Below are 13,080 nucleotides of genomic sequence, written 5' to 3' on the forward strand. Positions count from 1 at the left end.
TGTCTCCTCGTCGCGCGTCGTTCGGCCGGTCACAGGAAATCGTCGTCATCGGCGCCGTAGGAGCTGATGCCCACCGGGAGCTGGCTGGTGTTCGGCAGCACGATGCCGGACGAACCGCCCGCCATGACGTTGCCCGAGTTCACCACGCTGGAGACCAGGATCTCGGCCATCGCCCTGATCGCCTCGGCCGCCGAGTTGCCCTTGTCCATCATGAACATGCGCATCTGCTTGCCGCCGGTCGACGGGTGGATCAGCTGCTGCATCACCGACGGGTCCGCCTGCGCCACGCCGAACGGGATGACGTTCGGGTACATCGCGAACCCGGTGCCGGTCTGCCGGTCGTACTCGGTGAGGTCCCGGAACGCCGCGCGCCACTCGTGGTCCTCGTCGGTCGTCTCGCCGTCGCTCAGGAAGAACACGGCCGGCCGGTGCACGCTGTAGTGGTCGCCCTTGAGCTGGGCGACGTCGTTCTCGATCGTCTTGCGCAGCATCCGGAACGCGGCCGCGTACGACGTGCCACCCCGCACCGCGAGGCCGGGCACCGTCATCGACGGGTCGAGGATGTCGCACAACGGCAGCAGGACCTGCGCGTCGTCGGAGAAGTCGATGAGGCAGAACCTCACCTTGTCGCTCAGGATCGGGTTCTGCCCGAGCGCGTCGAGCAGCGCGGGCATGATGTCGTTGGCCGCCACGATGTTCTCGCCGTCCATCGAGTACGAGACGTCGATGACCACGTAGAACGGCAGCAGTTTGGCCTTGTCCTCACTCATCGGCTGGTCACGCCTTCCGGTCTGGTGGATGTGCTGAGTTCGGCCGCCCGGCCGAGCAACGGCTCGTGCCAGGCCGAGAGCGGGGGTCTGCTGCCCGGCTCGGCGCGCAACGAGGCCCGCAGCAACGGCAGGAGCCCGCGGCCCAGCACGTCCGCCGCGAGTTCCGGATCCCTGGTGTGGAAGTTCCTCGCCGCGGCGCGCAGCACGACGAGGGCGACTTTGTACACATCGGACTGCTGGTTCTGCGTGCCGGGGAACAACGGGTCGTCCCACCCCGGCGAGTTGGGCTGTGGTGACACCGGATCGGCGCCACCCAGCCGGACGCCGTCGCAGTCGACGAGGTACACGGCGGGCCGGGGATCGACGCGCCACAACACGTTCTTCACCGACAGGTCGCCCAGCACGACACCGTGCCGGTGCAGCATCGCCGCGACCTCGGTGCAGTTCGCGAGCACCCGCAGGCGGGTCGCGTCGTCGGGGTCCTCGATCCCCCTGCGCCGCAACGACACCGCGTCCGCGATGAGAAACTGCAGTTCCCGCAACACGACCGCGCTGCCACCGGCCGGCATGCGCAGGCCGAACGAGAACCCTGCGGGAACCCGCGGCAGCACCGCGCCGACCGCCCGGTCACCGTCGACCAGCACCGCGTGTGGCCAGCACGCCACCGTGTCCAGCGCCGCGGCGTCCTCGGCGGACATCGACCTGCGCACCGCGACGAGCCGGGTGAGCGCGGCCGGGTTGATCACGATGTCGTCGTGGTACCGCTTGACCACGAGGTCGCGCACCGGCGTTCCACCGAGTGCGAGCACCTCAGTGACCCTGCCCTGGCCGCCCTCGCCGAGCACCTCGCCCTCGGTCACGTCGGCAACGTGCACCACAGCGGCCCTCACAGGACGTCCACCTCGTCGAATCCGGCGGGCACGCTCCTGGGCAGCACCGGGGCGCCTGCCGTGCCCGAGGCGACCACGCTGCGGATCACGATGTCCGCGATGCCCGCGATCGCGTTCTCCACGACCTCCCCGGACCGTGCGGCGAAACACCTCGTCGTCGCCACCCGAGCGAGCGTCGCGGCATTGGCGTCCCCGATCGCGAACGACACGATCTCGGGCCGCCAGGGCAGGGAGGGATCGAGCAACCTCCGGTGCTCCGCCTGCCACTCGGAGCGGTTGTCGGTCGGTTCGCCGTCGCTGATGAAGAAGACGAGCGGACGCCAGACGCCGAACTCGTCGGCGGCGAGTTGCGCGACGTCCGCCTCGATCGTCGCGGCGACGAGCCGGAACGCGGCGGTGTAGCTGGTGAGTCCCGCCGGGGCGAGCGGCGGGATCTCGTCGATCGTCGCGATGTCGCACAACGGGAGCACCACCCACGCGGAGGTCGCGAAGCCGAGCACAGCCACCCGCGCGGTGTCGCTCACGACCGGGTTCGCCCAGATCGCGTCGCGCAACGCGGTGACGGAGTCGTGCAGGGCCCTGGTGCGGTCGCCGGCCGCCATCGAGGAGGACAGGTCGCACACCAGGTAGATCGGCACGATCCGGGCGCTGTCAGACGAGGAGATAGGCGTACGGGCGCAACGCACTGGAGAGCGCCTCCTTGCACTCGTCGACCCCCGCGCCCGTGGCGCTCTCCAGGTCCGCGCAGATCGCCTCGATCCGCGACGCCTCCTCGTCGTCGACGAACGGCACGACCTTCGACCGCGCTTTGGTGGTCAGCGCCGCGACCTCGGGATCGGAGGAGCGCACGGCCGCGTGCCGGGGACCGGAGCCGTTCACCGAGCCGTTGTCGATCGTGGTGCTGACCCGCTTGGCGAGCTCGACGAGCTTCGACCTGTCCTTCGTGACGCCCCACGAGACGTCGTCGCGCAGCAACAGCTTGCCGGTCCTGATCTCGGTCACGACGATGTGCAGGATGCCGTCGACGTTGTACTCGTAGGTGATCGTGAAGGCGTTCTCCATGATGCTCAGGTCCGGGTCGACCGAGATGTTCCACTCGCGCAGGATCACGTTGTCCTCGTGGTCGACGCCCTTGTCGGGATCGCCCTCGATGACCCGGATGCGCACTTCCTTCTGTCCCTGCACCGCCGGGTGGTAGGTGTCGGTCGCCTTGGCGGGCAACTGGTGGTTGCGCGGGATCAGCACGCTGAAGCTCGCCCGCTGGTGGTCGTCGTGGATCACGGTGCCGAGCGCGTGCTCGGTCGCGACGAAGAAGTCCTTGTCCAGCTGCCCCAGCAGGATCGCCGACGCGATGGCGGCGCCCTGCGCGACCGCGGTCATCGGGTCGCAGCCCCCGGCGGGCTCGCGGCCGAGCATCTCCGACACCATCGTGCGCGCGGCGGGGATCTTGCTGCTGCCGCCCACCATCACGAGCTGGTCGATCGAGTCCGGGCTGATCGACAGGTCGGCGAGGCACTGCTCGATCGGCCGGCGGGCCTCGTCCAGGTACGACCGGATCGACTTGACGAACATCGCACGCGTGACGGGGAAGTACCTGCCGTCCGGGAGTCGCATGTTCACTTCGTCCTGAGTGGACAGCAGGATCTTCGCACGTTCCACTTCCAGCCGGAACGACGCTTGCTGGGGCGGACTCCACGAGGGCCGCACGGGCAGCGCGTCGAGCACCGCCTGCCCGAACGCGGCATCGAGGTCGATCCCACCGCTACGGGAGATGCCCTTCGACGCGCGCTCGATGAACACGCCCTCGATGGTCTCCAGCACCGTCACGTCGAGCGTGCCACCACCCCAGTCGAAGACCAGCACGTTCTGGTCGCGGGTCGCGTCGACCGAGTACGCCATCGCCGCGGCGGTGGGTTCGTTCAGCAGCGCCTGCACCTCGATCCCGGAGAGACCGGCGCAGAGCTTCGTGCGGAACCGCGCGAGCCCGCGGCTGTTCGCCGGGATGGTCACGACGGCCCGGTCCACGGTGAGACCGGGTGAGGCGCTGCGGAGGTGACCGAACAGCAGCGCGGCAGCCTCCTCGACGGACGTGGAGTGCCCGCCGATGTCGACGAACTCCTCGGTCGCGAACAGCCGCTTCACCGCCTCCAGCTTGCCGCTGTGCATCTTCTTGGCCGCCCAGCCGAACCTGGTCTCCCCGGAGTCCTCGATCCCGAGCACGGACGGCATGATCTTGTCGAAGCCCATCGCGACCCAGTCCTCGTCGGCGGGGCGGTCGATCGGCAGCACGTCCACCGATCTGCCGTTCCACTGGGCCAGCACGGAGTTCGTCGTGCCGAAGTCGATCCCGAACGGGTTCACGAACGCACCTCTTCCTGGTCTCCGACGTCCAGCCGCCGGTGCGCACCCGAGTCCTCTGTGGACCGCACCCGCTCTGCCTGGCCCATGACGATGACCCGGCCGGTGATCTCGTCGGCGTAGGCGAACTTCAGCACCCGCAACTGGTCTCCCTCGCCGCCGAGCACCTCGTAACAGCGCACGTCAGCCGGGTCGTGGATCTTGAGCAGACCTGCCTGCGCCGTCCACTCGCGGACGAGGTCGGGCAACGCCGCGACGTGCCCCGAGTCGACCGCCTCGGCGAAGCGCGCGAGTTGGTGCAGGTGTCTCATCCGGTCACCCGCCGCCGCGATCACCTGCTTGCGCAGTCCCTCGTACGCCTCGGCCGCCAGGCCGGAGGACGGGTCGCGCACGATCGTGGCGACCTCGATCTTCTCGATCGACCGGCTGATGCCGTCGACCATCTGCTCGAGCCGCTCCAGCCTGGCTGCGGCTTCCCTGGTCCTGCGCGTCATCGACTGTCCTCTCCTACCGGGGGTATCCGTCGTCGAACTGGGTGAGGCGGGGTGCGACGGCGCCCAGCAGTTCCCAGAGGTCGTCCGCGAGCCAGTCCTCCAGGACGTCCACATCGGACTCGCTGACGGCGGTCGCGCGGGCCAGCGGCAGCGGGCCGGGAGCGAACGCGCCGGTGCGGCCCGGCCGGAACACCTCGGGGTTGGCCGGCACGCGGAACTGGTCCACGGCGTCGGCCGGGTCGTGGTCGCGTTGCTGGATCTCGTGCAGGGCCCGGTTGAGGTCCTCGATCGAGATCGACGCGTCCCCGCCCGCGCGGCGCATCCTCCTGGCGGCGCGGGCGAACGACCGGCGGGCCGTCGCGGCGTCGGCGCCGTAGTCCACGCCCAGCAACAGGTACGGGTTGCGGTTGTCCATTCTCCTGCCTCCTTTCAGTTGCCCAGCACGCGGCGGGCCTTGGTCTCCAGCTCGCGGACGTGGTCGAGGAGGTCCATGAGCAACGAGCGCAGGTCCTCGCTGTCGGCTCCGCGCAGCCACGGGGTCAACTGCTCGCGGACCCGCGTGCACATGTCGACGGTCTCGGCGACCTCCTGCCGTCCGGCGAACCAGGCGGGGCTGCCCGTCTGCGCCTGGTTGAGCAGACCGAGCGCGGAGTTGTAGGTGTCGATGCGCGCCTCGACCTCGCGCGCCCGCGACTTGTAGAGGTTGAGCCCGATGCGGCGCTGCGTGAGATTCAGCAGGGAGCCGAGCCTGTCCTGGTCGTCCTCCTCGAGGGTCGCGGCCGTCCGCCGGGCCGTCAGGTAGGAGTCGACGAGCGAGTCCGCGATCTCCTCCTCACGAGTCGTCACGTGGTAGGTCAGCGTCGCGACCCCGAGCAACAGCAGGCAGACCTGGTCGTACCGCGTGAGGCCGGTGACCTGGCGGGCGATCGCGAGCGCCACGATCCCGGCGACGTTGTCCGGGTCGTCGATGTGCTCGAACAGGTACTCCTTCGTCTGCTGCACCAGGTCGTCGCGTTCCTCGCGGATCCAGTCGGGCGCACCGGCCCAGTCGGTGATCGTGGCGAGCACGTTCACGACCGCCGTGTACGTGTCCTCGCTCGCCCGCGCGCGGTAGAACGACGCTTCGAGCGTCGCGTGGTGCGGGGAACCGGCGAGGCTGCGCGGCGCGCGCATCCACTCCGAGTCGAACCGGGCGAGCACGTCCGCGACCTCACGGAACTCGTCGAGACCGATCGGCTGCGTGACGACCGTGCGCAACGGTTCGCGCAGCATCGCGGGCAGTTTGTCGGCCGCGCGGTCCTCACCCTCCCAGATCTTCGAGCCGTCGCTGCGCCACATGCGCAGTGCGCGCAACGCGGCGTTGACCCGCATCGCCTGTGACGGCGCTTCGCGCACAACCCTCGCGAGGTGCCGGGCGCCGAGTTCGCGGTCGAGGTGCATAGCGACGACCGCGATGTTGGCGAGCAAGGCGACCGAGTACTCGCCCTCGATCGCCGCCTCCAACTCGGCCAGCGCCGCTCCGTGCTGCGCCAGGTGGTGCAGAGCGCAGGCGAGCAGGTTGTGCGCTTCGTCGCGCACGGCCTCGTCGGAGGCGTGCGCGAGGCAGTTCCTCGCCTCCTGCGCGGCACCGGACCAGTCGGCGACGAACAGCCGTTCCCGCGCCGCCACCAGGGAAAGCCAGTCGGCGAAGGCCGGGAATCGGTGCCGTACGACCTCTCCGTGCAACAACGCGCCGGCGCCCAGCGCGGTGGCGAGGGGCTGCCACGTGGTGCGATCGGCCAGGACGACCTCGTCCAGCGCGGCGGTCGCGTTCCCCGACTCCGCGGCTCGCCGCAGGCCGGTGGCCAGCCGGCCGACGGTCTCGGCGTGCTCGGGCAGCGTCTCGTCGGTCCGCACGTCGTCGAGCCTGTTGCGGGACAACGCGTCCAGAGCGAGCAGGTGCCGGCCTATCACGCTGTCCGGAGCCTTCTCCCCCGCGTCGGCGACCCCGCGTTCGTAGGCGCGCCGCACCTGCTCGTCCACGTGGCCCGCCTGGACCACCTGCTCGTCGGTGAGGTCCTGCGGGCTGGTCCTCGCCAGCAGGTAGGCGATCTCGTCCGGTGTACGGCGCAGGTTCTGAACCTGGTGCGCGGTCAGGACTCCCGCGTCGACCAGGCCATCCACGACGGACAGTGGAGCGGCATCCAGGTCACTCACGGAGACGAGGGCCGTGGCAGGCGTACCGTGCAGTGCCGCGACCTTGCCTCTGGCGCCGAGCAACCGTGCGTCCTCCGGACCGATCTCGGTCAACGGCGCGCTGGCGAGCGCGAGAACCGGCGCGGGCGCGTTGACCAGCCCTGCCAGCAACGCGACGTCCCCACGCCGCCGGCCAGGCGTGGTGGCGGTGATGCCGAGCGCACGCTGCAGGAGGCCCGCGAGTGGTTCGGTCTCCGCGAACGCCGCCAGTGACGGTGCGAGTCGTTCCGCCGCACCGCGAACACCGCGCAACGCGCCCGAGAACGGCGCGAGAGCCGCGATCTTGTGCCGGTACCTGTCCGATGGCAGCGCGGCGGCCGCCTCGACCAGGTCGGCGACGTCGCCGCGCCGTGCCGCCGAGACCAGCCGCAGCCAGGCCTGTTCCGATTCGCCGAGCCCGCAGTGGGCCGCGAGTTCGACGTGGCCGAGGTTCATCGCGTCCAGCGCGAGACGTCGGCCGAGCCCGGAGTGGGACCGAGCGTGTGCGAAGGCGTGGTCGAGCAGCACGCTGGACGTCCACGGCAGGCTGACCTGCCACGACGACTCCGAGGCGAGCGCGATGCGCAACACTGCGCCCGCGGGACTCAGCAAGTCGTGTTCTGCCACCGGCAACGGGAACGGGGCCGGCTTCAGCGTGGCCGGATCACGGGGCTCGACGGTGCCGTCGTGCAGGAGGAAGAGCGGGCCGTCCTCGCTCGTGCCGATGCGCATGGCACGCCGCTTCCGCAGCATCTTGCGGTACTCGAACACGCCTCCCAGCGCGTCCTGCGGTGGAACGGCCAGGAAGTCGGGCGGAGTTCCGCACTCCGTGCACGGCCGGTCCGCGGCCAGGTCTGCGCCACACGCCACGCACATGCGTGCCGACGTGGCCAGCAACGACACGAGGGCCGTCTGCCTCGCCGTGCCGCTCAGCCGAGTCACCTCACCGATGTCCGGGCCGGGTCGCTGTTCCCGCCGCGGCGGTGGTGCGGAGACAGGTGGGGCGGGCGTGCTCGCCACCACGACGGCGTCGGCCGGCAGCCCGCAGCCTCCGCAGAACCTGTCGCCGATTTCCCGCGGCGCGGAACATCCGCGACAACTAAGACCTCGCTGCCCAGGGACAGCTGATCCCGTCAGAACGTCCAAGCTTTCTCCGGGCACGGTTCATCCTCTCCGCTCAGCACGGCGGCACGGGTGGACGACAGCATCGAGGACTTTGTCCTTCTTCTGTCCAGAAAGTCTCGCCCAGATGTCCACTTTTCGACATAACAGCAGTTCAGAATGAATGGAAGACAGCCTCCACGCATTCTCTTGTCCTTTTAAGCAGACCACGAACGAACGCCCCGGCAGCGCTCGATCGCTTTTCACCACATCCAGGCGCCAATGTGATCGAGCGGTCGTCGCCCAGCGTTACTCCAGGCAATGGCGAATGTCCTTCATCACCCGTTCGGCCCCGCTTCAGATCGCTCGAATCAGGAAAACGAATCGAATTCCTTGATCGGCTGGCATGGCCGGGCGGGCGGTTCGGCCCACCGCCGCGGCGCCGTCTGGAAAGCTTGTGCCTGTGCGCGTGGCATTGCTGGGCCCGACGACCGTCGAGACCGAGGACGGCACACCGGTCGACATCGGTGGTGCCCGCGTCCGCATGCTCGTCGCCCGCCTCGCGCTCGACCCCGGCCGCCCGGTGCCGACGACGACGCTGATCGACGACCTGTGGGGTGAGCAGCCGCCGGCCGACGCCGTGAACGCGCTGCAGTCGCTCGTGTCGCGGCTGCGCAAGGTCTGTCCTGTCGCACTGGAGCCGGGTGGTTACCGGCTGGGTGTGGCGACCGACGACGTCGACGTCTTCCGGTTCGAACGGCTCCGCGCGGCAGGCAGGCTGGACGAGGCGCTCGCGTTGTGGCGTGGTGAGGCGCTGGCCGACGTGCGGGAGGCGCCGTTCGCCGGGCCCACGGCCGCGCGGCTCGACGAGGCGCGTCTGTCCGTCGAGGAGGATCGTGGCGAGCTGGACGTCGCCGCACTGACGGCGTTGTACGAGAAGCATCCGTTGCGGGAGCGGCTGGCCGGGTCGCTGATGCGGGCGTTGTGCGCGCAGGGACGGCAGTCCGACGCGTTGCACGTCTACGCCGAGGTGCGCGGCAGGCTGGCCGACGAGCTGGGTGTCGATCCGTCGCAGGAGCTGCAGGACGTGCACGTGGCGGCGTTGCGCGGGGAGCTGGGACCTCGTGCCGTGGTCGACCGGTTGCCGGTGCGGCTCACCAGCTTCGTGGGGCGGGAGGACGAGCTCGCGGAGATCTCCGGGCTGCTCGGGCAGGCCCGGCTGGTGACGCTGGTCGGGCCCGGTGGTGCGGGCAAGACGCGGCTGGCGACCGAGGTCGCGGCTCGGCATCCGTTGCACGGCAAGGGACGCGTGTGGTTCGCGGCGCTCGCCGGCATCCGGGCGGCGGAGGACCTGGCCGGTGCGGTGCTCAGCGCGTTCGAGGTGACGTTCGCCGGGGACCCGCGGCGGCGGGCCAGCGAGGGCATGAACCGGATCGCCGAGGTGCTCGGCGCCGGGGAGTCGTTGCTGGTGCTGGACAACTGCGAGCACCTCATCAGCGCGGCGGCCGAGTTCACCACCGAGCTGCTGCGGCGGGTGCCGAACCTCCGCGTGCTCGCGACCAGCAGGGAACCGCTCGCGATCGACGGCGAGTCGTTGTGCCCCATCGGTCCTCTCGCCGTGCCGAACGGGCAGGCGGACGTGTCCGGGTTCGGCGCCGTGCGGTTGTTCCTCGACCGGGCCGGCGCCGTGAAGCCCGGCTTCCGGCTCGACGAGTCCACTGTGGACGACGTCCGGCTGATCTGCCGCAGGCTCGACGGCATGCCGCTCGCGCTGGAGCTGGCGGCGGCGCGGTTGCGGTCGATGACGGTCAGGCAGATCACCCAGCGCCTCGACGACCGGTTCCGGCTGCTCACCTCGGGCAGCCGCACCGCGTTGCCGCGCCAGCGCACGTTGCGCGCGGTCGTCGAGTGGAGCTGGGACCTGCTGACGGAGGAGGAGCTGCGGCTCGCCCGGCGGCTCGCGGTGTTCCCCGCGGGCGCCGACCTCGCCGCGATCGAGGCGGTCTGCCTGCCGGACCCGTTCTACGTGCTCACGTCCCTGGTCGAGAAGTCCATCGTGGACGTCGTCGAGCTCGACGGCGAACCGCGCTACCGGATGCTGGAGACGATCAGGGTCTACGCGGACGAGCAGCTCGTCGCGTCCGAGGAGAAGCGGGAGGTCGTCGGCCGGTTCCGGCACTACTACCGCGAGCTGACCGAACGGTGGGAGCCGCTCACCCGCACCGCCCGCCAGCTCGAGGCGATCGACGTCTACGAGGCGGAGCAGGACAACGTCGTGGCCGCGTTGCGCGGGGCGATCGACGACCGCGAGGTCGAGCTGGCGGCGGACCTGCTCGGTGCCACGTTCTGGTACTGGCTCGTCAAGGGCGACAACGAACGCGCCGAGATGTCGGTGCGCGACGTGCTCGCGCTCGGCGACCTGCTGCCGGCGGACCGGTACGCGACGTTCCGGGCGATGCAGCTCATCATGGCCGCGGTGCCCGGCGTGACGGACGCCGTGGAGGCCGCGGCCGTCATCGACAGCTGCGTCGACAGCGGTGCCGTCCAGAAGTACCCGTCGCTCGCGATCGCACTGCCGATGCTCGCGTTCCTGAGCCAGAACTTCGAGCTCGCGCGGCGCGAGGTGCAGCGGGCGGCCGCGAGCGAGGACCCGTGGTCCCGGGCGGGCGCGGAGTGGGCGCTGAGCTTCATGCTGGTCGACGAGGGTGACCTCGACGGAGCCGAACGGGCCCGCGACCGCGCGTACGACCAGTTCACGGCCATCGGTGACCGGTGGGGTTCGGCGATGACGCTCGGCATGAAGGCCGCGTTCGTCTCGCACACCGGGGACAACCAGGCTGCGATCGACCTGTACGAGCGCGGTCTGGCGGTGGCGACGGAGCTGAGGTCCCAGGACGACGCGGTGCAGCAGCGCTGGCGGCTCGCGGTGGAGTACGCGCGGATGGGCGACCACGCCGCGGCGGCGCGCGAGGTGGCCGCCGCGGAGTCGTTCGTCCGGGACGTCGGCAACGACCAGCTGTCGACGATGCTCGACTACGCGAAGGCCGAGGTCGAGCTGCGCGCGGGCAGGGTCGAGGAGGCACGTGCGCTGAGCGCGTCGTTCAAGCGGCGCGCCACCACGTCGTCCGTGCTCGGGTCGTTCGTCGCGGAGTGGATCGCCATGCTCGACACGCGCATCGCGCTCGCCGACGGCAGGTTCGACGACGCCGCGGCCTTCGCCTGCGTGGCCGTCCGGACGACGTCGGAACGCGCCGACATGCCGGACCTCGCGACGGTCACCGAACTGCTCGCCCTGGTCCGGCACGCGCAGGGCCGCGCCGACGCGACCGTGCGGCTGCTGGCGCTGGCCCAGGTCATCCGCGGCCGTCTCGACATGGGCGACCCGGACGTGCGGAGCCTCGTCGCCGAGCTCGGTGAGCCGGACCGGCTGACGATCACCAAAGCCGAGGCGCTGCACCGGATACGCGACGAGGCGGGCCTCGACAGCTGAGGCCCGCCCCGGTCCGCGAGGAGATCAGACGCGCTTGCGGTACGCCCACATCGCCAGTGGGAAGAACACCGCGACCGCGCCGGCCATCCAGATCACCGAGCCGGTGAGCGGCCCGGCGATCGCGCCGCCGTTGAGCAGTCCGCGCAGCGCGTCCGAGAGCAGGCTGACGGGGCTGATGTCCGCCCACGCCTTGAGCCAGCCCGGCATCGTCGAGGTGCCGACGAACACGTTGCTGCCGAACGTCAGCGGCATGATCAGCACGAACATCATGCCCTGCACGGCCTGCGGCGTCTTGAGCAGCATGCCGACGAACACCGACGCCCAGCAGAAGCACAGCCCGAACGCGATCGTGAGCCCGGACGCGATCAGCAGCTCGACCGGTCCGGTCTGGATGCGGAAGCCCATGATCGTGGCGACCACCAGCAGCACGACGATGCACACCACGTACCGCACGATGTCCGCGAGCACCGCCCCGACCAACGGCGCCGAGCGCGCGATGGGCATCGAGCGGAACCGGTCGAACACGCCTTTGGAGACGTCCGTGTTCATCTGCACGCCCGCGGTCATGCTGGCCTGCAGGATGTTCATCACCATGATGCCGGGCACGAGCATCTGCAGGTAGCTGTCCGTGCTGCCGGCGAGCGCGCCGCCGAACAGGTACGTGAACATCACCAGGAAGATGATCGGCGCGAGCGTGACGTCCATCAGCTGCTCGGGGTTCTTGCGGATCTTGAGGATTCCCCGCCAGGCCAGCGAGAAGCCGTGGCGCATGCCCCTGTCCAACGCGATGGTGCTCATGCCAGGCTCCCTTCGGTCTGCTTGCCGGTGAGCGCGAGGAAGACCTCGTCGAGCGAGGGCAGCCGCAGCGCCAGCTCGTCCGCGGTGATGCCGGCCTCGTCGAGCTTGCGGACCAGAGTGGACAGCAGCACCGGGTCGTTCACAGGTGCCGTCAGCAACCCCGTGTCGTCGTCGCGGGTCGGCCGCGCCCCGGTCAGGTCACCGAGGATCCGGTGGACCACGTCGAGGTCGCGCATCGACGTCGGCCGCACCTGCAGCGTCTGCCCGCCCACGCGGCGCTTCAGCTCGTCCGGCCGGCCCTCGGCCACGACGCGGCCGTGGTCGAACACCGTGATCGAGTCGGCGAGCTGGTCGGCCTCCTCCAGGTACTGCGTGGTGAGCAGGACCGTCACGCCGTTCGCGACGAGCTTGCGCACCACCGCCCACACCTCGTTGCGGGCGTGCGGGTCGAGCCCGGTCGTCGGCTCGTCCAGGTACAGCACGGACGGGTTGCCGACGAGGCTGGCCGCGAGGTCGAGCCGGCGGCGCATGCCTCCCGAGTACGTCTTGGCGGCCCGTCCGGCGGCGTCGGTGAGCTCGAACCGCTCCAGCAGCTCCGCCGCCTTCGCCCGTGCCCCCGCACGGGAGAAGTCCAGCAGGCGGGCCAGCAGCACGAGGTTCTCCGTGCCGGAGAGGTCCTCGTCCACCGACGCGTACTGGCCGGTCAGGCCGATCAGCGACCGGACCGCCCTCGGATCCTTGAGCACGTCGTGCCCGTGGACCGTGGCGTGCCCCGCGTCCGGGCGCAGCAACGTGGCCAGCACCCGCACCGCCGTGGTCTTGCCCGCGCCGTTCGGCCCGAGCACACCCACGACCTTCCCCTCCGGCACCTCGAGGTCGACGCCGTCCAGCGCCTTGGTCTCCCCGTAGTGCTTGACCAGGCCTTCAGCCCTGATCGCGAGTGCCATCGTTCCTCCCTGTGGTTC

At 70.4% G+C, this 13,080-nt stretch carries 10 protein-coding genes; 1 reads left to right on the plus strand and 9 read right to left on the minus strand.

Annotation, left to right across the window (positions count from 1 at the left end):
- Positions 1-29: 29 nt before the first annotated feature.
- The 7 genes from ACWF7A_RS02080 to ACWF7A_RS02110 are packed head-to-tail and all read right to left on the minus strand — an operon-like array spanning position 30 to position 7,668.
- Positions 30-770 carry a vWA domain-containing protein gene (locus ACWF7A_RS02080; RefSeq protein ID WP_452248531.1) on the minus strand — a complete coding sequence of 247 codons (741 nt, stop codon included), beginning with the start codon at positions 768-770 and terminating at the stop codon, positions 30-32.
- A complete protein-coding gene (locus ACWF7A_RS02085; protein ID WP_452248532.1) occupies positions 767-1,660 on the minus strand; it encodes a hypothetical protein in 894 nt (297 codons plus the stop codon). Before ACWF7A_RS02085 ends, ACWF7A_RS02080 begins: the two co-directional genes overlap by 4 nt.
- Positions 1,657-2,298: a vWA domain-containing protein gene (locus tag ACWF7A_RS02090; protein ID WP_452248533.1), complete on the minus strand. Its 642-nt coding sequence runs from the start codon at positions 2,296-2,298 to the stop codon at positions 1,657-1,659. The genes ACWF7A_RS02085 and ACWF7A_RS02090 overlap by 4 nt, the downstream gene beginning before the upstream one ends.
- A 13-nt stretch (positions 2,299-2,311) precedes the next feature.
- On the minus strand, positions 2,312-4,021 hold the full coding sequence (locus ACWF7A_RS02095; RefSeq protein ID WP_452248534.1) for an Hsp70 family protein: 1,710 nt from the start codon (positions 4,019-4,021) through the stop codon (positions 2,312-2,314).
- The gene (locus ACWF7A_RS02100) at positions 4,018-4,512 is read right to left on the minus strand and encodes a hypothetical protein (protein WP_452248535.1); all 495 of its coding nucleotides are present in this window, start codon (positions 4,510-4,512) and stop codon (positions 4,018-4,020) included. Before ACWF7A_RS02100 ends, ACWF7A_RS02095 begins: the two co-directional genes overlap by 4 nt.
- Positions 4,513-4,525: 13 nt before the next feature.
- On the minus strand, positions 4,526-4,927 hold the full coding sequence (locus ACWF7A_RS02105; protein WP_452248536.1) for a hypothetical protein: 402 nt from the start codon (positions 4,925-4,927) through the stop codon (positions 4,526-4,528).
- A gap of 14 nt (positions 4,928-4,941) precedes the next feature.
- Positions 4,942-7,668: a hypothetical protein gene (locus ACWF7A_RS02110; RefSeq protein WP_452248537.1), complete on the minus strand. Its 2,727-nt coding sequence runs from the start codon at positions 7,666-7,668 to the stop codon at positions 4,942-4,944.
- A gap of 622 nt (positions 7,669-8,290) precedes the next feature.
- Between ACWF7A_RS02110 and ACWF7A_RS02115 the strand changes: the two genes are divergently transcribed.
- A complete protein-coding gene (locus tag ACWF7A_RS02115) occupies positions 8,291-11,317 on the plus strand; it encodes a BTAD domain-containing putative transcriptional regulator (RefSeq protein WP_452248538.1) in 3,027 nt (1,008 codons plus the stop codon).
- Positions 11,318-11,341: 24 nt separating this feature from the next.
- On the opposite strand, the gene ACWF7A_RS02120 is transcribed toward ACWF7A_RS02115, so the two are convergent.
- Complete coding sequence (locus ACWF7A_RS02120; protein WP_452248539.1) at positions 11,342-12,115, minus strand: ABC transporter permease; 774 nt, start codon at positions 12,113-12,115, stop codon at positions 11,342-11,344.
- Positions 12,112-13,062 carry an ATP-binding cassette domain-containing protein gene (locus tag ACWF7A_RS02125; protein ID WP_452248540.1) on the minus strand — a complete coding sequence of 317 codons (951 nt, stop codon included), beginning with the start codon at positions 13,060-13,062 and terminating at the stop codon, positions 12,112-12,114. The genes ACWF7A_RS02120 and ACWF7A_RS02125 overlap by 4 nt, the downstream gene beginning before the upstream one ends.
- Positions 13,063-13,080: the final 18 nt, after the last annotated feature.

The sequence above is a fragment of the Lentzea sp. NPDC055074 genome, assembly GCF_053608005.1.

Excerpts from the sequence above, each read along its gene's own strand:
- ACWF7A_RS02125 (WP_452248540.1), bottom strand. The coding sequence starts at position 13,062 with ATGGCACTCGCGATCAGGGCTGAAGGCCTGGTCAAGCACTACGGGGAG.
- ACWF7A_RS02100 (WP_452248535.1), bottom strand. The coding sequence starts at position 4,512 with ATGACGCGCAGGACCAGGGAAGCCGCAGCCAGGCTGGAGCGGCTCGAG.
- ACWF7A_RS02080 (WP_452248531.1), bottom strand. The coding sequence starts at position 770 with ATGAGTGAGGACAAGGCCAAACTGCTGCCGTTCTACGTGGTCATCGAC.
- ACWF7A_RS02105 (WP_452248536.1), bottom strand. The coding sequence starts at position 4,927 with ATGGACAACCGCAACCCGTACCTGTTGCTGGGCGTGGACTACGGCGCC.
- ACWF7A_RS02120 (WP_452248539.1), bottom strand. The coding sequence starts at position 12,115 with ATGAGCACCATCGCGTTGGACAGGGGCATGCGCCACGGCTTCTCGCTG.